Source organism: Serratia sp. 14-2641 (assembly GCF_001692375.1).
Taxonomy (GTDB): Bacteria; Pseudomonadota; Gammaproteobacteria; order Enterobacterales; family Enterobacteriaceae; genus Chania; species Chania fonticola_C.
The window spans coordinates 443,000-462,856 of record NZ_LXKR01000055.1; the positions used below are offsets into that span (position 1 = coordinate 443,000).

Consider the following 19,857-nt stretch of genomic DNA (forward strand, 5'->3'; position numbering starts at 1 on the left):
TATTTTGCGCCATGGCAACATGGCGCACCCACATTCGATTTCTGGTTTGCTGACACGGAAGGCACTATGACAGTCACGCGTAAACGAGTGGTGATCACCGGTATGGGTCACCTCTCTTCCATTGCCACTAACGTTGCCGAGTTCAAACAGGCACTGCTGAATAAAACCTGCGGGATCAAGCCCAGTAAAAAGTATCTCGAATGGTTCGAGGATGCCAACGCCTCCGAGGTAATGCAGCCTTTGAGTTGGCCCGATCTCCCTCCTGAAACCGTTGCCTCAATGGATAATGCTTCGCTGTGGGCCTATAAGGTTGGCGATGAAGCTTTGCAGCAAGGCCAGTTACCACGCGGAGAACTAAGGGATAAAACCGGGCTGATCATCGGCGTTTCCTCTGCCGGTACCGAGCCCTTTATGCCGCTGATTGAACGTCAGACGGAGCGCTTCTCGTTGCAGAAGGCCATGGTCTCCGGCAGCTTTTCTTCCTGTAGCGCCATTGTCTCTTCACTGCTGGGGCTGAAAGGGGGCTTTGAACTGGTCGCTACCGCCTGTACGGCCAGTACCAACGCGATGGGGATTGGCTATGACCTGATCCAGAACGGCAAGAATGCCACGGTGCTGGTGGTTGGCACCGAGCCTGTCTATCTGCCGACCTTTGCCGGATTTTACGCGCTCCATGCCATGAAACGTACGCCGTCCAGCCCGTTCTCCGGCACCCCAGGGATGTCGGTTGGCGAAGGTGCAGGCGCTTTGTTGCTGGAAGAATACGAGCATGCTGTCGCTCGTGGTGCGACGATCTATGGTGAGATGGTCTCTTACGCCACCTCTTGCGATGCCTATCACGAAACGGCCCCCGACCCACGGGCCGAAGGAGCAGTACAGGTGATGCGCCATGCGATGCAGAACGCAGAGATCGGGCCGCAGGATATTACTTATATCAATGCCCACGGTACCGGCACGGACGCTAACGATCGCTGCGAAACGCTGGCCATGAAAAAGGTCTTCCCGAATATCATGGATATTCCGGTGAGTTCAACCAAGGCTTATGTGGGGCACAATATCGGTGCCGCCGGGATCATCGAGCTGACCGCCTGCTTCCTGACCTTGCCGGAAAACAAGATCCTGCCAACGCTCAACTTCACTACGCCGCGCGCAAACTGCGATCTCAACTATGTGCCCAACGAGTTCCAGGAAGCCGAAGTCAAGGTGTTCATGAAGAACAACTATGCCTTTGGCGGTAACAACTGCTGTGTGATTGCCAGCGTCAAGCCTGAGCAAAGTCCGGTAACGCATTATCAACCCAAACGCGTCGCGATCACCGGCATGGGGGCGGTCAGCTCCGTGGGCCACACCTTGCAAAGCATGCTGGAAAAAATGTGGGCGCAGGAGCTACTACCACAACTGTTCTCACCGGCACTTGATGACGATACCCGCCAGGGATTTCGTGAATTACTCAATGTCATGTTGAGAAACCAGGGAGTGGCGGACTACATGGGTAACCGCTTCGGTGAACAGGATGTGGAATGTGAGCTGAACAAACCGGGCGGGGTGCATCAGGTACAAGGATTGGACGCCCGTAAGACACTACGCCGCTTTGATCCTCGTAAAGCCAATACCATCAGTACCTTTGCCTTACTGGCCCTTACCCAAGCCATGAATGACGCTGGGCGTAAGATCAAACGGGACGGTCAGACGATCGGCATGATCCTTGGCATGTCCAAAGGGCCACATTCGACGGTAGATCGCTACCTGCAAAGCCTGTTCCCAGACCCAACCAAAGTGCGGACCTCCGAATTTCCAGGTGCGCTGATGAATGCCATTTCGACCTTCTGTTCCATTTCTGAAGGGATCAAGGGCTATAACACCTCGCTGGCAACGGGTATCAATGCCGGATTGGGCGCATTGACTTATGGCTATGAGTTGATCCGCCAGGATCTGCAACCGCAGATGATTGTAGGGGGGGCGGATGAAAATATGAACACCTTCGTCATCTGCCTGCAGGCGCTGAACAGCGATCTGTTACTGACACGCGACCCGGCTGATTTCCAGATCTACAGCAAGGATGCCAAAGGCTATATCCCAGGTGAAGGCGCAGGCATGTTGCTGATTGAAGATTTACAGCATGCACAGGATCGTGGCGCCCACATTCACGCCGAGATTGTCGGCTATGGCAAATCCAGCGATGGCAGTTACTTTGCCAAGGATGATATGCCAGCCCGGATCGAGTCCATGGCGGTGGCCATTCGTCAGGCATTGCATGAAGCAGGCATGGAGCCGGAAGAGGTGGATCTGATCTGTGGCACCAGTGATGGCACTGCCGCCCGTGATGCCGTTGAGATTGGGGCGATCCGTAGTACCTTCGGCGAAGCTCGCCGTAACCTGCCGTTTGTTAACTACAACGCCTGGTTTGGTCTGGTGGAGTCTTGCGTCGGTATCCTCAATATCGCGGTGGTCACGGAGATTATGAAGCGGGGTGAAATCCTGCCGATCCCTTACACCGAAAACTTCTGTGCGGAGGATATCGCCTTTGTCACCCAACCGCTGAAGAAAACCGTCCGTAACGCTCTGGTGCTCGGCGCAACGGAAGGCGGCAATCACTATGCCGTGGTGCTGAGGAGTATGGCGTGATTCAGAATGTCGTCCTGAGTGGTTGGGGCGTCACCAGTGCTTATGCGCCGGATTTTCCGGCGCTGATCAAGGGCCTGAGCGAAAACAGATTGGCCAGCACACAGCCCTGGTTCACCACCGAAAGCGAATGGCAGGATCTGCGTTTGAGTTGCAATCCGCACCATGTTGCTGACCATCAGCCATCAGGCGTGATGTTGACCCGCCTGCAGCCGGTTATCAATCAGGCGCTTGCTGGCGCTGGTATTACAAGGGATCAATTGCAGGGAAAGCGGGTTCGGGTTTATCTGGTAGGCCATGGTGAGCGCCCCGACATCGCTGATTTTATGGGGTATCAAGAGCGTAACGATCAGGAAGAGCTACGGTTATTTCCAAAAATCAAACGGCTGCATGCCAAGAGTTACGGTCAGGATCGGCTGGCGCGACAACTCACTCAGAGCTATCAGCTAAGTTGGCCACCGGTTTCGCTTTATTGCGCCAGCAACTCTTCTTTAGCGGCGGTCCATTTGGCCCACTCGGCCATTGCTGCCAATGAGGTTGATTTGGTGCTGGTCGTTGGCTGGTTTGAAACGCTGACGCAGGACATTATCTTCCTGGGTGGCCAGGACATGCTGGGGGAAGAGGGTTCACAACCGTTTAGCAGCCATAACAGCTGCATTCTACCCACCAACGGTATCGTGGCGCTGATCGTTGAAAGCGAGCAGCACGCTCGTCAGCGCAACGTTACTTCGCCTGTCAAATTGCGCAGCTCAGTGTTTTGCCAGAGCAGCGGAGCCAGGGGCAGCAGTTCCTTCACGGCGGATTTCCGCACCATTGCCCAGACGTTTGAGCGGGCGCTGCTGGAAGCCGGGCTCACTGCGCAGGATATCGCCTGCGTTTTCCCTCATGCCAATGGGGTGATCGCCAGCGACAAGGCAGAAGCCATGGCGCTGCAAAAAGTTTGGGGGAAATGCGGGGTTCCGGTGGTCAGTTACAAGGGACAGGTCGGTTACATGGAGAGCTGCTGTGGTTTGCTGGACCTGATGCTGGCGGCGGATGCGTTACAACAACGTCGTCTGCTGGCGCTGGCCACGCGTTACCCGATTAACGACAGCCTGCAAATTCATGTTCATGCCGATAGCCCACCGTTGGCACTGAAACGGCAGCACATCCTCAAGTCTGGCATCGGGCTCGATGGTTCGGCCATCGCCATGGTGATCTCCGCTAACAGTGAGGGTGCAGATGAACACGGTTAAACAAGTGATACCGGCGGCGGCCATCAATCTGGTGGGGTTCTCCCTGCTGGAACCCTGCACGCCGATGCAACGGTTTTTCCCTAGCTGGTACAACGTGTGGGAAGCCTGGTTGCATAAAAAGGCCAAAGCCAAAGCGGGCAGCGACCAGTGGTTGTTCCGTCGTTTCGGCATTGACAGTGAAATGCTGCCTGAAGAGGCGCTGCGTAAAGCCAATTATCGTGGCTGGCTGAACGACATGAGTGCGGCCTGTGCTGAGGCGGTGGCACAGTTGGGGAGCAAGGGGGAGTTTCGCCTGCGCCATGAGCGTAATGCGTTTATTTATTGTGATTCCTGGGGGGAAGCATCGGTATTTGAAGGGGTCAACAGCTGGCGAGACTCGTTGAGCGTCGATATTCTGCCCAAAGGTATCGTGCGGGATTACGGCATCAAGGATTTCACCTGCAAATTGCGCGGTGAGCGTAACGGCTTGGTGAGCGCTTTGCGGATGGCGCAGGACTGCCTGAACAGTCATATGGCCGATAACGTCATCATCTGTGGCCAATTCCGCAGCTTCCCGGTGTTGGTTTTCTCTGAGGCCGAACACTTCCCCTCATCCAGCAAACGGGGGCCGATCCCCGCCAACAGTCAGTTCAGCGTTGAGCGAGTCGGTTGCCTGATCCTCAAGAAGCAACCAGGCCAGGGCGTCGCTCTACATTTGAGTGATTATCAAGCCTTGTCGGGTTCTACCCAACGACGCTCTCTGCAATTGGCTGACCACTGTAAGCGGTATCTGGCTACGGAAACCCAGGCCGTGTTGGGCGTTACACCGCCGGCACTGTCTTTTCGTGCCGTGCAGCGGCAAGCGTTTGAACAGTTGCCTCCCGGTCTGGCTTGCGTCTCGCTCAGTGAACTCTACGGCGACAGCGGCTGCATGAACCCGGCATTGGCCTGGCAATATCTACTGCAAAGCAATATCACCGGGCACAGCTTGTTGAGTGTGCTCGACGGTGAGGGTGGAGCCTGGTTGCTGGAGAACTGGGTACCGCAAGCCGGTCACTTACCGTCAAATTATCGGGGAACATCATGACCACCCTACATATTGCACAACCTTTGCCTGTGGTGTCGATGCAACAGGCAGGCAAACGCTTTGGTAAAGGACCGGGTGCCATTGTGGCGCTGGGATCGATCACCAGCGAAATCCATGACGGCGAGTTTATCGCGTTATGTGGGCCATCCGGCAGTGGTAAAAGCACGTTGCTCAATCTGATGGGCGGAATCGATTATCCCACCAGTGGCCATGTCTATTTGCTGGGTAACGACCTTTCCACGCTCAATGACCAACAAGCCGCTTGCCTGCGTACTGATGCCATCGGCTTCGTATTCCAGTTCTTTAACCTGCTGCCGGTACTGAGCGTGTTCGATAACGTTTATTACCCACTGATGCTTAACGGCTTCAGCCGCCGCGTGGCGCAGGATCAGGTGATGGACATGATCGAAAAAGTGGGGTTGGCGGCGCACTACAAACGCACGCCCGGCGAGCTTTCCGGCGGGCAGCAGCAGCGCGTGGCGATCGCCCGTGCGCTGGTTAAACGCCCACGCTTGATCGTTGCCGATGAACCCACGGGCAATCTGGATACTCGTACCGGGCAGGAGATCGTCGATCTGCTGCTTACCATGAATCAGGAATTGAAAACCACGTTTGTTATTTCCACCCATTCCTTGACGCTGCGCGATAGGGCCAAACGGGTGTTGGAAATCAGGGATGGGGAACTGGAAAATGATTTTGTTATCGCTTAAACGTTACGCTGTCACTTTATTGGTGTTGGTCAGTGGGCTTTCGCAAGCCACTGGTTTGCAGGAAACGCAGGACAACCCCAACTTACAGACGATCCTGGCGGTTAATTCCCAAGCACCAATGAGCACGTTGAACACTGCGGCCAGCCAGTTGCAAGCCTTGTATCAACAGCACCCGGATCGCCGCATCGCCAAAATGTTTTATGGCTACGCACAACTGTTTATGGCCACGGGTTTTCTGGCCAAGAAGAATTACATGCGTGCGGCAGAAACCTCAAAGCTGGGTTTTTTCTACATAGATGAAGCGGCGGAAAGCGAAGAGAGCGACTGGCAGATGCGCTTTCTTCGTGTGCGGATGGATGCATTTGTTCCCGCCACCCATGGCCGTTGCGTTGTGGCCTTGAAAGACCTGGACTATTTGCAGCAGACCCCGGCGGTACCCGCTGATTTGCAACCGATGATCACGCTGATGTCCGCGCATGCCCTGGCCAGCTGCCAGCGTGTGGCCGATGCCAAGGCGGCCTGGGCGGCGTTGGCACAGCAGGGCGCAGAGGGAAAACGTCTGTCCGAGCACAGCACGGCCCCTGAATGGACGCCTGCAGAACTCAAAGCCATCATCCAGCCGCTGACGGAGGTACCGCTATGATGAATATCCTGTTCTGGGTTGCCAACATGATTATCATTTACGCCTTGTTGGTGGTGATCGTGACGGCGATCCGTAAACCTACCGATATCCGTTACACCTTCCTGAATCTGTTTCGCCAGCGCCGTCGTTCCGGGGTGACGCTATTGGCGATCACCCTGGGAGGGGTGGCGGTGTTTATCTTTGGCGGTTTTGTCGATTACTCGTTCTGGGCGCTGCGTGAACAAACCATCCGCACCAACCTGGGGCATATTCAACTTTATCAACAAAGCTACCTCAGCAGCGGGGCCAACAATTCGCTGCAATACACCATCGATAACTACGATGAGGTGAAACAACTCCTGCAGGCCGATCCGGTGATTGCACCGAAGATCGCCACCATTACCGGGCAACTGGCGTTTACCGGCATCATTTCCCAGTATGACAAGGGGGCTTCCACCTTCTTTACCGGCGTGGGGATCGAACCTCTAACCTCGTTGGTGCTGGGCTCGCTGGATAAAATCATTTCTGGTAGCGACCTGTCGCGGGTTGCGCAGCAGGACATCACCCTGGGTTCTGGTATTGCGAACGCCTTGTCCGCGGGCTATGGCGACTGGGTCGACATGTTGGTGGTCAACCCGCAAGGCGGGCAAAACGCCATGTCTTCTCAGGTACGCGGCGTCTTCCAGTCCGGCATCAAAGAATACGACGATACGGCGATCAAAATGCCGCTGCAAACGGCCCAGCGTCTGTTGCAGACCCAGGACGTCAGTAAAATCATCATCATGCTGCAGGACACCGACCAAACAGAGGACGTGTTGGCGCGGGTCAACCAGCTAATTGAACAGCATCAGTTCAAGCTGGAAGCGCGCTCCTGGGATGAGTTGGCCATTTTCTATCATCAGGTGGTGAATCTATTTGAAGGGATCTTCCTGTTTATCAAATCCATTGTCAGCGTCATCGTGGTGTTCATGATCGGCAACACGTTGATGATGAACGTCATCGAACGTACCCGCGAAATCGCTACGCTGCGCGCACTAGGCCTTAACCAAGCCTATATTGGCCGTTTGTTTGTGCTGGAAGGGATCATCATTGGCATTATTGGCTCGGCGCTGAGCGTCAGCTTCGGCATTCTTATCGCTGCACTTATCAATATCAATGGCATACCGATGCCGCCTTCACCGGGTTATACCCAGGGCTATCTGGCTTTTGTGCTGTGGGATCAGGACTTCAATCTGTTCTGGTTCTCCTGCGCGTTGCCGCTGGTGACGGCATTGATAGCGTCCATTATCCCGGCACGCCGGGCATCGAAACTGGTTATAGCGCAAGCGTTCCGTTTTGTTTAAACCCTCAGGGAGAGAAGAGACATGTCAAAGGGACAAACCGTACTCATTACCGGCGCAGGCCGTGGCATTGGTATGGCGATTGCCGAAAAACTGGCGCAAGAGGGCTATGACCTGATCCTCAACTACCGCAAGGATCAGGGGAAAAGTGCGGCCAACCTGCAACGCTTTGTGGCAGCAGAAACCCGGGTGAAGGTGACCTTGGCCAAAGCGGATATCGCCGAGCCGCGCGATATCAGTGACATGGTGAAAAAGCTCAGGCAGCAGGGGATCGAACGTATCGATCATCTGGTGCTGAATGCCGCCGCCGCACCGTTCAAAGCCTTTATGGACATGACGCGCAGCGACTGGAAGCTGTTGCTCAACACCAACCTGATTGGTAACACCGCCTGCGTACAGGAAGTGGTACCGATGATGCCTCAGGGCGGTACGATTTGCGTGATTTCCAGTTTAGGCAGCCAGCGCGTATTGGAGAAATACCCGCTCGGCATCGCTAAATCGGCACTGGAAAATCTGGTGAGCTACCTGGAGGTGGAACTGTATGACCGCAATATCCGGGTCAACGGCATCTGCGCCGGGGTGGTGAATACCGATATGCTGCCATACCTGGACGAACTGTGGTCAGCAATGTTCGAACGTTGGAATAACGCGCCGCGCCGTTGGAAGGTGGAGCCGGAAGAGGTGGCCAACATTACCGCGTTTCTGGTCTCTGAGCAGTCGAGCGCGATACGAGGCAGCACCCTTATTGCCGATCTTGGCATGATGCTGGATATATAGCCCCATAAACAAGGACCGTTCCCATGCAATACCAATTAGCTGGATGCCTGGTTTTACTGGGCCTGTCGTGTGTGGCTCAGGCGGCAGATCCGTTGGATCGTCATCAACTGAATAGCCTGACCCAGGAAGATCTGCGGGCCCGTGAGATTATCCGTCGTGCCGATCGCGTGAGAGCACCCGAGCGGCCTTTCCGCTATACGCTAACGCTGCTGGAACATAAGGAAGGGCGTGATGTTACGGAGAACCGGCAGGTGCTGGATATTTCCATGCGCTTCTATAAACCCTCGGAGCAGGTAGAGAAAGGGGATGCGCGTGCACTGGTGCGTTTTATCTCCCCGGTACGCGACAAAGGTAAAGCCTTGCTCTCCGATCTGGACAAGATGTGGTATTACGCTCCAGACCTGCGGCGCCCGATCCCGATTTCCCGCCAGCAACGCCTGGTGGGGCAGATTTCCAACGGTGACGTGGTTGCCGCAGACTTTGATTACTCCTATATCTCCCGGCTGGTTGGTGAAGAGGCCTGCGGCCAGACGATCTGCTACAAACTTTCGTTACAGCGCCGTTGGCCCTATGTCACCTATCCAGCGATCAGTTACTGGGTGGAAAAAGACACCGGTTTCCCTAGCCGGGCCGACTTCCTTTCCGCCGACGGCGTACCGATCAAGCGTTCGTATTACCGCGATTATCAACAGGTGTTGGGCCAGATGCGGCCAACCACTATCGTGGTGGAAGACGCGCTGCGCAAGGATAACTACACCACCATGCGTTACAGCGACATCCGGTTGGAAACGTTGCCGGAAAGCAACTTCCAGAAAGAGTATCTGCTGAGGTTGAACGGTTGATGGCGAGCAGGCGATCCCCGATTAGCGGGGTTCTGCTGCTGGTGGGTGCCTATAGTAGCAGCAGTTGGGCGGTTGACTGTCTTATCCAACGCGGTTACGCGGGCATAGAGGGGATATCGTCCCATTCCTCGGACTCATTATGGCAGTTTGACGACCCGGCATTTCGTAACAACGCTATGGCCAATCTGTACCTTTCAGGTGTGTCCCACTGCACGTTGACCGAGACCCTCAGCCTCAAAGCGCAGGCCAGTGGTGAGTACGCTATCCAGGCACGTCAGCCGGGAACTCTGGAGGATCAACGCCGCCAGGGGCTGGCCATACTCAACGAGGCCACTGCCAGTTGGGCGGTCAGCGACAGTGGGTATATCGATGCCGGTAAGGTACGTAAAACCAGTGGTTATCTGTTCTCGGTCGCGCCGCTCGACCTGCTGCGTAACATCAGCGGCAGCATGCGTAGCGTGCGGGTGTTTGGCCTGGGGGAGCGCGGGCGCAATTTCTACGATGAAGGGGCGTATGGCATCAGCAGCTCATGGTACCGCAACGAAGGAACCTTCACGTTAGCGGCCTTTCCGCGCCTCAAGCGCAACAACCAGCGCCAGGAAGCCGCCTCGGAGTGGGACGCGATCCTGCGCACCAACAGTACCGACCGATACTATGCCAGTTACACCGCGACCGGTCTGAAGGCGTTCAACCCGACTTTTTCGCTACTGGCTGGCGATCGGAAAACCGTGGCGTTAGGCACTAGTGGCAACCTGACGGATATGCTGATCCTCAGCGTTGAGGGGGCGATTTCCCATGGGCAGACATGGCGTCATCTGGATATGGCTTCCGCGCGTGCCATGCGCCAACTTGCCAATGTGCAGGAGCCGTACAAGGTGCGCGCCCATGGTGCGCAAGCGGATATCGGCGTTGGCCTGCGTTACACCACTGGCGATCAAAGCGAATACGGCGCGGAATATTATGGTCAGAGTCAGGGCTACAGTCGCAGTGAGTGGCAGGATAACTTCAACACCATTCTCTTCGTCAATGGGGGTTACGGTCAGTCATTGCCACCGCTACCGCCATCGTTCATGGCGGATATCCGTAACGGCTATCAGCAGTACTCCCGCCTGATGGCGGCAGAAACCGATAACGTCGGGCGGGGCGGCGACCTGCTCGGCAAACACTACCTCACCCTCTATACACGCACCAATAAAGAGCAGGTCGGCAGTATCGACTGGTCGGTCTCCGGTATGGTCAATCTGGTGGATGGCAGCAACGTGCTGAATCTGCATCTGAGCACGCCGCTCAAAAACAACATTGAGGCTTACACCGGCGCTGCCGCCAGCTTCGGCAGTAAAGAGAGTGAGTTTGGCACCTTCGGAGAAAAAGGAAATATCTATGCAGGTATGCGAATCAATTGGTAATACATCGGCCGCAACTAACGTCGCGGACGGTTGGATGATGATTTTCCCAGGACAAGGATCCCCGGCGATCGGCATGGGCAGCGATGTCTGTAATGTTTCACCGGGCACCAAGGCGGTGTGGGATTGTGCCAGCGATGTTTCCGGGCTGGATGTACGCAAGCTCTGCCAGAAAGGGCCGATGACACGCCTGACCAAAACCCTTTATCAGCAGTTGGCCGTCACCACCGTTAACGCCGCCATGCTGACGTTGTTACGCGAACGGACCCCGGTGTTGGAAACCGGTTACGCCGGGCATAGCGCAGGTGAATATACCGCGCTGTATGCCGCCGGGGTGATGGATCTGGAAACGCTGTTCCGCGCGATCACGCTGCGCGCGACGATCATGCAAAACCTGGCAGAAAAGCGTAAAGGGGCGATGTATGTGGTCAAGCCCTACGGTCATGATGCGCTGCGCGAGCAGATCGATAATCTTGGGCTGGGAACCGTACTCAACGTGTGCTGTGACAACGGGCACCAGCAGCAAGTGGTAGGGGGGGAACTGACCGCCGTTAAAACCCTGGTTAATCACCTGGCGCGCGATGGGGTAAATACCATCAAGTTGGGCGTCAATGGCGCCTGGCATACGCCGTTGATGCATGATGGGGTGGCACTGATGCGCCAGGCATTGGCCGACCTGCCATTCTCTTCGCCGGTTTGCCCACTGATCATGAACAGCAGTGGCAAAGCGGAATATAGCGTGGCGCAGATCAAGGAAAATCTGGCGTTGCACCTTATCCATACCGTGCGCTGGCGTGAGAGTATGGATCGGTGGGCACAGATGGGACATCGCCGCTACCTGGAGATCAGCAACAAAAAAATCCTCAGCCACCTGTTGGCGGAGCACTACGGGGCTGACGAGGATTACCATATCCAACACTATTACCATCTCGTTGGCAGCAGTGTTAAGCATGCGGGATAAGGGAGGTATTGTGCCAACATTGACTACTTTCAGCCAAAGATACATGCGAGGAGCCGTGATCCCCGTGGTGTTGGTCTCCGCTATTCTGACTTCGTCGCTGATCCGCAACGTCATTGACATTACTCTGCCGGAGATGATTGCCGGGTTGGGGGCAATCTGTCTGTCGATTGTCTGGAGTATGATGCGCGATGGTCAAGGTTACTGGGCGTACAGCGTATTCACCTTGCGGGTGTTTAAAAACCCGCAAGCGGTCGCGGGCCAGTATAAAGAGCGTAAAACAGCAGGGATGGCGAAATTGCTGTACCAGCCTGGCTGGGCTTCCTTGGTCATACTGTGCCTGGCGGCGGCGCTGAGCGGCCTGATATGGCTATGCGGCCCAGACTGGCATTATCCGTTGATTGCGCTGCTTGGTGTCTTGGTGCTGCCAGCCTTGATGGTGGTTCAGCTAGGCAAATCAACCCCGTTCAATATCCTGCTGGCCTTGAAGTCCTATAGTGAGCCCGAAGCCTATCACCCTCGGCAGCGTCGCTTGCCAAGGTTGGTGGCCGAAGATTTGCTATTGAATCTGCTAACCAATTTCGCCCTGGTTTTGCCGATTGCCCGTAAGCCCGCATTCAGCCTGGCTCCCGGCTATGCCGATCCTGCCTTTATCGTCGCGTTTATGATCCTGATGGGGGCGGTGACGCTGTTTATGCTGGTGTTTGCTGGCCGGACGCGGCGCTATGTGTTGTTTGGGGAATTACTCAATGGCACGCTGGACGCCAACTCTGCGCCTGTTGCTCCCTGGGCGTTCACCGGCAAGCTGGCGCGTTGGCAGCGTGGTCTGCTCTGGTTACTGGCTTCACAGCTGTGGGCTATTGCGATCTGCCTGATTTTTGCAGCATTGCAGATCACTCCGCAATTTATCCCGCTATACCTTTGTGCCTTGTTGCCGTTATTGGTCGTTTACTGTGCGGAACGCTATCAGACCTTATATGACAACTACCATGACGCGCTGGAAATGCACAAACGCCATCAGGTGTATGTTAATAACGATGTCAAAACGATGAGGTAATTCATAGGGGGCGCTAGGCGCCCCCTATGTGATTAGAGAAGTCTGTGGTTATTGGATATTGAACAAGCCAACGCGCAACAGCACTTCAGCGACCACAATCAACCCGCTGCCCAAGGCAAGCAACCGCTTGTTGATACGTTGGGAACGCCAGCAGAGTGCCAGTGCGCACACACCGGCGATCAATATGATCCACGAGGCTAAACGCAGGCTGGCCAACTGAGCAAACGCTGCCAGCGGTTGATGTGGGAAGGTGACAACGTCACTATCCCACACCGAGGTCAGGTACTCCATATACACGGGTTGTACCAGCAGGCGGCACAGCGTGATGGCAATCAGCAAGGCCACTGCCGTCACCGCCAGCTTTCCCATAAGCTGCGAGGGCAGATCGCGGCGGATCGCCAGCGACCACAGACTGGCGACCGCGCCTAGGCTGAGTACCGAACCAAAGAACATCAGGTAGGTGTTGAAATGCATCCATGTCACTACAGAGCTGTGCACATAGATGGCACTCATACAGAAGATGTCGACGATCCCCAGTAGCGAGGCAATCAGCAGTAAAACGATCGGCAGCCGTTTTGAGATCAGGGCAATCAGTGTCCCCAGCCCTAAAAACGCCAGATAAAGGCTGGCAAAGATGATTTCACGGCTCAGCCAGGAGCTTTCCACATGCCGTAAGGCGTGGAACGCATTCAGCGGATACCCAAGGTGGGCAGTTGAAACCATCAGGCCCAGTGCCCCGAAGATAAACGCGAGCAGCATGAAAGGCAGCGCCAAACGACGCTTTTCCTGGCTGCCCAGCCCTTGCTTGGCCAGCACCAGGCTAAAGGTGGTGAACAAGGTGATACCGACGGAAGCCTGCACCAGCAGGGTGAAAATGATAAGAGGCCATTCATGCATGATTATTTACTCCCCTGTTCTGCACCTTGATGCGGTTTAACGACCAGATTAGGGTGAGTAATGGCGGAGTCAGGCAGACCCTGCACGTCACAAAGGTCACCATATTTCGCCCGCAGTTCATCAATAGGGCCAAACTTGATGGCTCCCAACGGACAGGTTGCCACGCAGATGGGTTGTTCCCCAGCGGCTTGTAAATCGATGCAAAAATCGCACTTGGACATCTGGCCGGTAGTCTCATTGAGCTGTGGTGCGCCGTACGGGCACGACCAGGCACAATAGCCGCAACCGATGCACTTATCGGTGTCGACGCGCACGATGCCATCACCGGGGCGCTTATGCATCGCGGTGGTTGGGCAGTTCACCGTACAGATCGGATCCTTGCAGTGGTTACAGGATATCGACAGGGTATAGGCGTACACGTTGTTATGGAAACCGCCCTGGCCGGTGGAGACAAAACCGCCGCCTTTGACCTCATAAATGCGACGAAAGCGTCGCCCGACCTCCAGATTATTCTTGTCTTTACAGGCGACTTGGCAGGCTTTGCAGCCGGAACAGCGAGAGGAGTCAATATAGAACCCAAGCTGGCGATCGCTAACAGGGGCATACTCGATAAATTTACTCATGCTTTGGCAACCTCCACAAGCATCGTTTGGTGAGAGTTACCTTTCGCCAACGCGGTGATCCGCGCAGAGCTAAGCACGTTGGCACAGCCGCCATGATCGACACCGTTGGCGTCAGGCTGCCACCAAGATCCCGCTTGCAATGCCACCACGCCGGGCATAATACGCTGGGTAACCTCTGCAGGAACCAGCGTCACGCCGCGATCGTTGTGGATACGAACGTAATCTCCTTGCGCAATGTGCCGGTGGCTGGCATCTGCGGGGTTGATCCACAGCTTCTGCGTCTGCACCTCCTGTAACCACGGGTTGGCATATTGGGTGGAGTTAGCCCGATTTTTGCCCTTCCAGGTGATCAACTGCAGCGGGTATTTAGCCGCCAGTGGGTCTTCCGGTCCCTCATGCGCGGGAACGTAATGGGACAACGCCGGAATTTCCGGGTGGTGCATGTCATACAGACGTTTGGAGAAAATCTCGATTTTTCCTGACGGCGTCGGGAACGGATGGTTTTGTGGGTCACGAATGTTATCGGCAAAGGCAATATGCGGCTTGCCTTTGAACAGGTGGCGGCGCTGCACCAACAGCTCATCAAACGTCGGCAAATGTTCATCTGGCATGGCCTTGCGGGAGTTTTCCCAGATCTGCACGATCCACTCCTTCTCGCTACGCCCAAGGCTGAATTCCTGCTCCACGCCCAGTTTCTGGGCCACTTCACGGATCCAGTCGTAATCGGAACGGCGTTCAAATTCAGGTTCGATCAGTTTTTCAGACAAGATCAAATAGTTCGCCGTTCCCCAGGTTTCGCCGATATTCCAACGTTCCATAAAGCTGGTTTCGGGCAATAACACATCGGCATATTTTGCGCTGGGCGTCAGATAGAGATCGCTTTGCACAATAAATTCGATCTTGGACTCATCGGCCAACACCTTGACGGCCTGGTTGATATCCGGGTTTTGGTTGGCCAGATAGTTACCCGCCAAGGAAAATAGCAGGCGGATATTGCTATTGAGCTGGTCGCCACCGGTCAAGCCATCTGCGGGCGTGACCTTGCTGGCATCATCCGCCGCCTGCACCCAGTTCATTATGGAGATTTTTTCTTTTACCGGGTTGTCTGGCATTTCTGGGCCTGTGGTAAATTTACGGTTACCAATGCCGCCATAGCCGCCAGCCCAACCGCCTTTGATACCAACGTTACCGGTGATGGTTGCCAACAGCGTCGAACCTCTGGCGGTGCGCTCGCCACAGTTATGCCGCTGCGGTCCCCAGCCCTGGATCAGCGCTGCCGGTTTGGCCGTGGCGTAATCACGCGCCAACTGACGAATGGTTTGCGCCGGGACATGGGTGATAGCTTCAGCCCACTCTGGGGTTTTCTTGATGCCGTCTTTAGCCCCCATCAGATAAGCGACCAGCGATTCGTTGGCTGGCACGCCTTCCGGCATCGAACCCTCATCAAAGCCCAAGGTGTAGCGGGTGATAAACGCCTGATCATGCAGGTTTTCACTGATGATGACGTACATCATCGCATCCATCAGCGCGTTGTCCGTGGCGGGGCGCAACGGGATCCACTGATCCGCCAACGAAGACGAGGTGTCTGAATAACGTGGATCCACCACGATAAAGCGGGTGCCGTTCTGCTTCATCTGCTGAAAATAGTGATTGGTATGGCCAAAGATAGTTTCAGTAGGGTTATGTCCCCACAGGATCACCAGTGGCGTCTCGCTCAGGGTATCCAAGGTGTTGCCACTGGCCGCGGCCCCGTAGGTATAGGGGGTTGCCGCACCGGTGTTACCCATACTGACCGAGTGATAATACTCAAGGTAGCCGCCGGTCAGGCTTAGCAGACGGCGAGCCATTTTATCGCCTGAGAACGCGCCGCCGGTAACTGCGGTATTGTTATGGACGAAGCGCGAGGCGGGGCCGTATTTCTCGGTGATCCGTTTCAGGTTATCGGCAATTAACGTGGTCGCTTCATCCCAGGTGATACGGACAAACTTACCTTCGCCGCGTTTACCGACGCGCTTCATCGGGTATTTAAGCCGATCGGGGTGATAGACGAATTTACGGTAGCCGCGGCCACGCACGCAGGCGCGCATGATCGGCATTTCCGGATCAAACTCGGCATCGGGCAGGGTGGTGATGCGGGTAACCATACCGTCTTGCACATGGGCACGGATATCGCATTTACCGCCGCAGTCAAAGCTGCTACAGGTCGGAATGATGCGTTCTGCTGGCACAGTTCCAGCAGATGTGTCGTTTTTGATGCCCCCATTGGCATAGGCAAATCGAACGCCAACCAACGGGGCTGCGGCTAGTGCGCTGCTCACTTTAACGAAGTGACGGCGGCTAATCCCTGGTGGGGAATCGTTATTATATTTATCGGTCATGATATTTACTCAAAAGAAAAAATATTATCGACGGTTAGCCACTCTCGCTTCATTGCGAAATATCAAACGGATCTACTTATTTAGGGGTAATTTAATGATTTCATGACCGCAATGATAAAGTTACTCATTTGCGTTTAGCGTTTTGTTGTATTACATGGCAGGTAGTAGCAGTGAAATAAGAATATTCTTGGGTTGTTAACTTAAAAGTAAAAAGCGCCCATCATAAGTGATAGTTGCAGAAAAACGGTGCCATTCATTCTCTTTGTGAATGTAATGAACGGTATGAATTTACTGAAAAACCTTATTTCCCGTTATGTGTTCCGCTAACATTCAAGTATAAGGCATGGTTTCTACCATGCTGAGAAAATATGACGACTCTCGCATTGGTGAGAAAAACTTATGGGATTGTGACAAGCAAACTCATATACTGTATTGATTTAGGCTAAATTGAGGGACTGAAGGCTTATGAGGTACGATCCAGTTTCGCAAACTTTTGTTGATGATGACTACCGCCTGCAAGATCACCTTGATTTTAAGCGGCAGCATGCGGATATCAACTATGAAAAGCTGCATGCTCAGCTCAACGAAATGAAAGATGAGAACATGTATGCCTTACTCACGGTAGAGGAGGCGCAGTATTTCTTAAAAACCCTATGCGATCCCAATGCAAACCAGTCGTGGAAGGATGCGATGTTTTCCTGCATCGACCCGATGTCGTCTTTTGCTGGCAATATCGCCGAGGCACTGTCCGTAGGCAGGATCGCGATGGAGCTGAGAGGGTTTGGCGTCACGGCAACCGAATACGTGGGGAGAAATGGCAATCGCTACATCCGGTTGTCGGGATACCCTGGCATCAGAAGGTATTTAAATGCTACCCGCTACCTGATTGATAACCAGAGAATATTAGATATAGGCATCGGGACCAGAGGTATTGAGAATGGCATTATTGGTGGGGCAAGATTCTGTATTGTGTTTGCCGCCGCTTATCGCGCAGTTGAGTTGTTGCTAAAAGACGAATATGGTCTAACCGATTTCTTTGTAAATTTAACTATGGATATGGCTAAATTGGCGGTGTCAACTGGGGTTGCATGGGGAGCAAAAACGATAGCTACTGGTTTTATGGTCGCGGGAAGTAGTGTTGTTGGGATCGCTATTGCTGTGTTTGCCATCGGACTTTTCGTTAGCCTCTTATTATACTGGATTGATACGGAGTTTAAAATTAGTGAAAAAATAATAAAGCACTTGAAGTCCTATAAAATACATAACTCACCTTATCATCCAGATCAATTTTTTAACACTTGGGGGAGGCTCAGTCGTGGTTAAGTTAAATAGACCTATTTATGGAGCTTTCGCAATTTTTCTTTTACTCCTTGCATTTTGGGGTTGTTGGTTTTCTTTACGTGGGTACCTGGCCTTTTTTAAATTAAGTGAGCTTGTTATTTTTTCATGGAAGGTTGGGGTCTTGGTTTTCTTTGCTCCATGGGTTTTCTATTTTTCATATTTGACAATGTGTTGTGCAATAAAGAATAAATACTCAAAAATGAATAATAAAATAGCTAATTTTCTATCTACTATTGCTATATCTGGTGCAGTACTTAGCTTATTATCTTCGATGTATATTAGCCAAAATCTTAAAGATAATGGTTATAAAATCTGCCCAAGGAAGTCCTGGATGGCTCCAAATGAATATGTAAGAGATCTAAAAATGTGTCCGTAGTGAAATTGTTAACTCTTCTGTACTTGGAGGGTTCTCAGTGATGGATGATGTAACCAGACCGCGTTATGCCGTTTTTGCGGTTTTTCTTTTATTGCTTGTATGTTGGACTAGTTGGTTATCTTTAAGTGCTATATTGACTTCTTTAGATTAAGTGATGTCATTATTTTTTCTTGGTGAGTTGGGTTGATGGTTTTTTCAACACCTTTCATGCTTTACTTTTTATATGTTATTTTCAATTGAGAGGCTTGCCGACAAAAGCGAGCAATAAACTATTTGGTCGATTAGGCATGCTTGCTATGATTGGGGCGGTAATTAGTTTGTTTTTTCATTCTATGTGGGCTACAGCCTCAAAGAGAACGGCTACAAAACCTGCCCCGGAAAATCCTGGAATGCGCCGACAGAATATGTAAGGGATATGAAGTTGTGTTAATAACAAAATACCAGATACCCGTAAGAAGAGTATCTGGTCATGAAAATCAGTAAATCCTGTCATCCCAGATGCTATAACCAGAAGTGCCCGCGCTCTTATGGCTCCAGCTAATGGACTTATACTTTACCTGCACTTTTTCAAACGGCATTTTGTCACCCTCATCGATGGAATGGGGGTAGATACAGGTGATATCGACAAGGGTGGCCTCGGTCAATTTAACTTCGTAGTAAAGTTCTAACTGACCAGCGGGATTGACGCGGTAAAAGTAAAAAATGATGTCTATCGGTTCATTTTCCGTTATTGCCACACCGAGTAACGGAGATGACTTATCGATAGGCTTAATAAATTGTACAGGGTGGTGGGAGACATTCTGTTCACGGCTGATGCTATGATTTAAGCCTAATACCTGCACCTGATTTTCATGGCCTGCCTGGCACCGGTTGCCAATAGAGTCCAGCGATGAGCATCCGGCGGAGATTAGGCCCTGTCTCTTGCCGTTAATACTTGCGTAAATCAAATTAGACATATCGCTTCCTTATGTAGTCCATACCTTCATTAAAAACACGATCAGTGCCGCTGTGGCGGCGCTGGGGGCACCGTAAGTTCGAGCGTAAACCGAAAATGCTCGCCGCTTGAGTCCGTAAATTTCGCCTCGGCGATATGGCCTTCATTTTCCGCATACAATGAGAAAAAACGCTCCATAACCACCGATAATACTTCTACCGTTTCAAGTTGACTATTTTTAATACTTTCATTGAGTTGTCGATCCAGTTTGGCCACCAACTCATTTTGGTCATTAATGACATTGTTACTTGTCTTGGTCATGTCCATGCCTCTTTCATAAGAACAGTCACCACAGGCATTAATGAGAAGTGGTGGGTAATTTTTCAAGGGTGAGTTTGAGCATGCGACCATCTGAAACCTTCATCTCAGCGCTATCCGTCTTATTTGCTCTGAATAATAAAATGCAAATCCGCATCAGTAATGCCAGCTTTTCTTCGGGTATTAAGGGACTATCGCGTAGAGCCTGTTCAAGCTGCTCGACTAGTTGCTCCATCGCCGGAGTTTTATGACCGAATAGCGTCCTTGATTCTTTTTCCATACTAACCTCCCTTGTCATGAATCATCAATAATACAGATTACCTATAAATAACAGGGGTTGTCTATAAAAACGCATGCG

General features: G+C 53.0%; 20 protein-coding genes. 14 read left to right on the plus strand and 6 right to left on the minus strand.

The annotated features are described in order from the left end of the window. The first annotated feature begins 66 nt into the window (after positions 1 to 66). From A6U95_RS20700 to A6U95_RS20750, 11 genes are read left to right on the plus strand one after another with little or no spacing between them, the layout of a single operon-like run. Entirely contained in the window at positions 67 to 2,625 is a 2,559-nt protein-coding gene (locus tag A6U95_RS20700; protein WP_065685812.1) for a beta-ketoacyl-[acyl-carrier-protein] synthase family protein, read from the plus strand. Next, a complete protein-coding gene (locus A6U95_RS20705) occupies positions 2,622 to 3,857 on the plus strand; it encodes a beta-ketoacyl synthase N-terminal-like domain-containing protein (protein WP_065685813.1) in 1,236 nt (411 codons plus the stop codon). The genes A6U95_RS20700 and A6U95_RS20705 overlap by 4 nt, the downstream gene beginning before the upstream one ends. Then, the gene (locus A6U95_RS20710) at positions 3,844 to 4,923 is read left to right on the plus strand and encodes a hypothetical protein (RefSeq protein ID WP_065685814.1); all 1,080 of its coding nucleotides are present in this window, start codon (positions 3,844 to 3,846) and stop codon (positions 4,921 to 4,923) included. The genes A6U95_RS20705 and A6U95_RS20710 overlap by 14 nt, the downstream gene beginning before the upstream one ends. After that, complete coding sequence (locus A6U95_RS20715) at positions 4,917 to 5,633, plus strand: ABC transporter ATP-binding protein (RefSeq protein WP_241810698.1); 717 nt, start codon at positions 4,917 to 4,919, stop codon at positions 5,631 to 5,633. Before A6U95_RS20710 ends, A6U95_RS20715 begins: the two co-directional genes overlap by 7 nt. Further along, positions 5,614 to 6,276, plus strand: coding sequence for a hypothetical protein (locus A6U95_RS20720; protein ID WP_065685816.1), 663 nt, complete (start codon positions 5,614 to 5,616; stop codon positions 6,274 to 6,276). Before A6U95_RS20715 ends, A6U95_RS20720 begins: the two co-directional genes overlap by 20 nt. Continuing rightward, entirely contained in the window at positions 6,273 to 7,598 is a 1,326-nt protein-coding gene (locus tag A6U95_RS20725; RefSeq protein ID WP_074423381.1) for an FtsX-like permease family protein, read from the plus strand. Before A6U95_RS20720 ends, A6U95_RS20725 begins: the two co-directional genes overlap by 4 nt. 21 nt (positions 7,599 to 7,619) lie before the next feature. Continuing rightward, a complete protein-coding gene (locus tag A6U95_RS20730; protein ID WP_065685817.1) occupies positions 7,620 to 8,372 on the plus strand; it encodes an SDR family oxidoreductase in 753 nt (250 codons plus the stop codon). A 23-nt stretch (positions 8,373 to 8,395) separates the two neighbouring features. After that, entirely contained in the window at positions 8,396 to 9,214 is an 819-nt protein-coding gene (locus A6U95_RS20735) for an outer membrane lipoprotein-sorting protein (protein WP_065685818.1), read from the plus strand. Next, a complete protein-coding gene (locus A6U95_RS20740) occupies positions 9,214 to 10,620 on the plus strand; it encodes a hypothetical protein (protein WP_065685819.1) in 1,407 nt (468 codons plus the stop codon). The genes A6U95_RS20735 and A6U95_RS20740 overlap by 1 nt, the downstream gene beginning before the upstream one ends. Beyond that, entirely contained in the window at positions 10,595 to 11,578 is a 984-nt protein-coding gene (locus A6U95_RS20745; protein ID WP_083196424.1) for an ACP S-malonyltransferase, read from the plus strand. The genes A6U95_RS20740 and A6U95_RS20745 overlap by 26 nt, the downstream gene beginning before the upstream one ends. A gap of 10 nt (positions 11,579 to 11,588) precedes the next feature. Then, on the plus strand, positions 11,589 to 12,632 hold the full coding sequence (locus A6U95_RS20750) for a hypothetical protein (protein WP_139102417.1): 1,044 nt from the start codon (positions 11,589 to 11,591) through the stop codon (positions 12,630 to 12,632). A 48-nt stretch (positions 12,633 to 12,680) separates the two neighbouring features. On the opposite strand, the gene A6U95_RS20755 is transcribed toward A6U95_RS20750, so the two are convergent. Genes A6U95_RS20755 through A6U95_RS20765 form a run of 3 tightly spaced genes read right to left on the minus strand, consistent with a single transcriptional unit; the run spans position 12,681 to position 16,530 of the window. Next, positions 12,681 to 13,529, minus strand: coding sequence for a DmsC/YnfH family molybdoenzyme membrane anchor subunit (locus tag A6U95_RS20755; protein ID WP_065685821.1), 849 nt, complete (start codon positions 13,527 to 13,529; stop codon positions 12,681 to 12,683). A gap of 2 nt (positions 13,530 to 13,531) precedes the next feature. Next, positions 13,532 to 14,152 carry a DMSO/selenate family reductase complex B subunit gene (locus tag A6U95_RS20760; RefSeq protein WP_065685822.1) on the minus strand — a complete coding sequence of 207 codons (621 nt, stop codon included), beginning with the start codon at positions 14,150 to 14,152 and terminating at the stop codon, positions 13,532 to 13,534. After that, positions 14,149 to 16,530 (minus strand): DMSO/selenate family reductase complex A subunit, encoded by a 2,382-nt coding sequence (locus A6U95_RS20765; protein ID WP_065685823.1) that lies wholly within the window; start codon positions 16,528 to 16,530, stop codon positions 14,149 to 14,151. Before A6U95_RS20765 ends, A6U95_RS20760 begins: the two co-directional genes overlap by 4 nt. 465 nt (positions 16,531 to 16,995) lie before the next feature. On the opposite strand from A6U95_RS20765, the gene A6U95_RS20770 reads away from it, so the two are divergent. The 3 genes from A6U95_RS20770 (at position 16,996) to A6U95_RS31580 (ending at position 18,677) form a co-directional block, all read left to right on the plus strand. Continuing rightward, a complete protein-coding gene (locus tag A6U95_RS20770; protein ID WP_074423382.1) occupies positions 16,996 to 17,853 on the plus strand; it encodes a hypothetical protein in 858 nt (285 codons plus the stop codon). Continuing rightward, positions 17,846 to 18,247 (plus strand): DUF1240 domain-containing protein, encoded by a 402-nt coding sequence (locus tag A6U95_RS30015; protein ID WP_074423383.1) that lies wholly within the window; start codon positions 17,846 to 17,848, stop codon positions 18,245 to 18,247. Before A6U95_RS20770 ends, A6U95_RS30015 begins: the two co-directional genes overlap by 8 nt. A gap of 334 nt (positions 18,248 to 18,581) precedes the next feature. Then, on the plus strand, positions 18,582 to 18,677 hold the full coding sequence (locus tag A6U95_RS31580; protein ID WP_241810696.1) for a DUF1240 domain-containing protein: 96 nt from the start codon (positions 18,582 to 18,584) through the stop codon (positions 18,675 to 18,677). Between the two features lie 46 nt (positions 18,678 to 18,723). On the opposite strand, the gene A6U95_RS20775 is transcribed toward A6U95_RS31580, so the two are convergent. Genes A6U95_RS20775 through A6U95_RS20785 form a run of 3 tightly spaced genes read right to left on the minus strand, consistent with a single transcriptional unit; the run spans position 18,724 to position 19,779 of the window. Then, the gene (locus tag A6U95_RS20775; RefSeq protein ID WP_065685824.1) at positions 18,724 to 19,203 is read right to left on the minus strand and encodes an Hcp family type VI secretion system effector; all 480 of its coding nucleotides are present in this window, start codon (positions 19,201 to 19,203) and stop codon (positions 18,724 to 18,726) included. A gap of 41 nt (positions 19,204 to 19,244) precedes the next feature. After that, the gene (locus A6U95_RS20780; protein WP_065685825.1) at positions 19,245 to 19,502 is read right to left on the minus strand and encodes a hypothetical protein; all 258 of its coding nucleotides are present in this window, start codon (positions 19,500 to 19,502) and stop codon (positions 19,245 to 19,247) included. Positions 19,503 to 19,539: 37 nt separating this feature from the next. Then, positions 19,540 to 19,779, minus strand: coding sequence for a hypothetical protein (locus A6U95_RS20785; protein ID WP_024530295.1), 240 nt, complete (start codon positions 19,777 to 19,779; stop codon positions 19,540 to 19,542). Positions 19,780 to 19,857 lie beyond the last annotated feature (78 nt).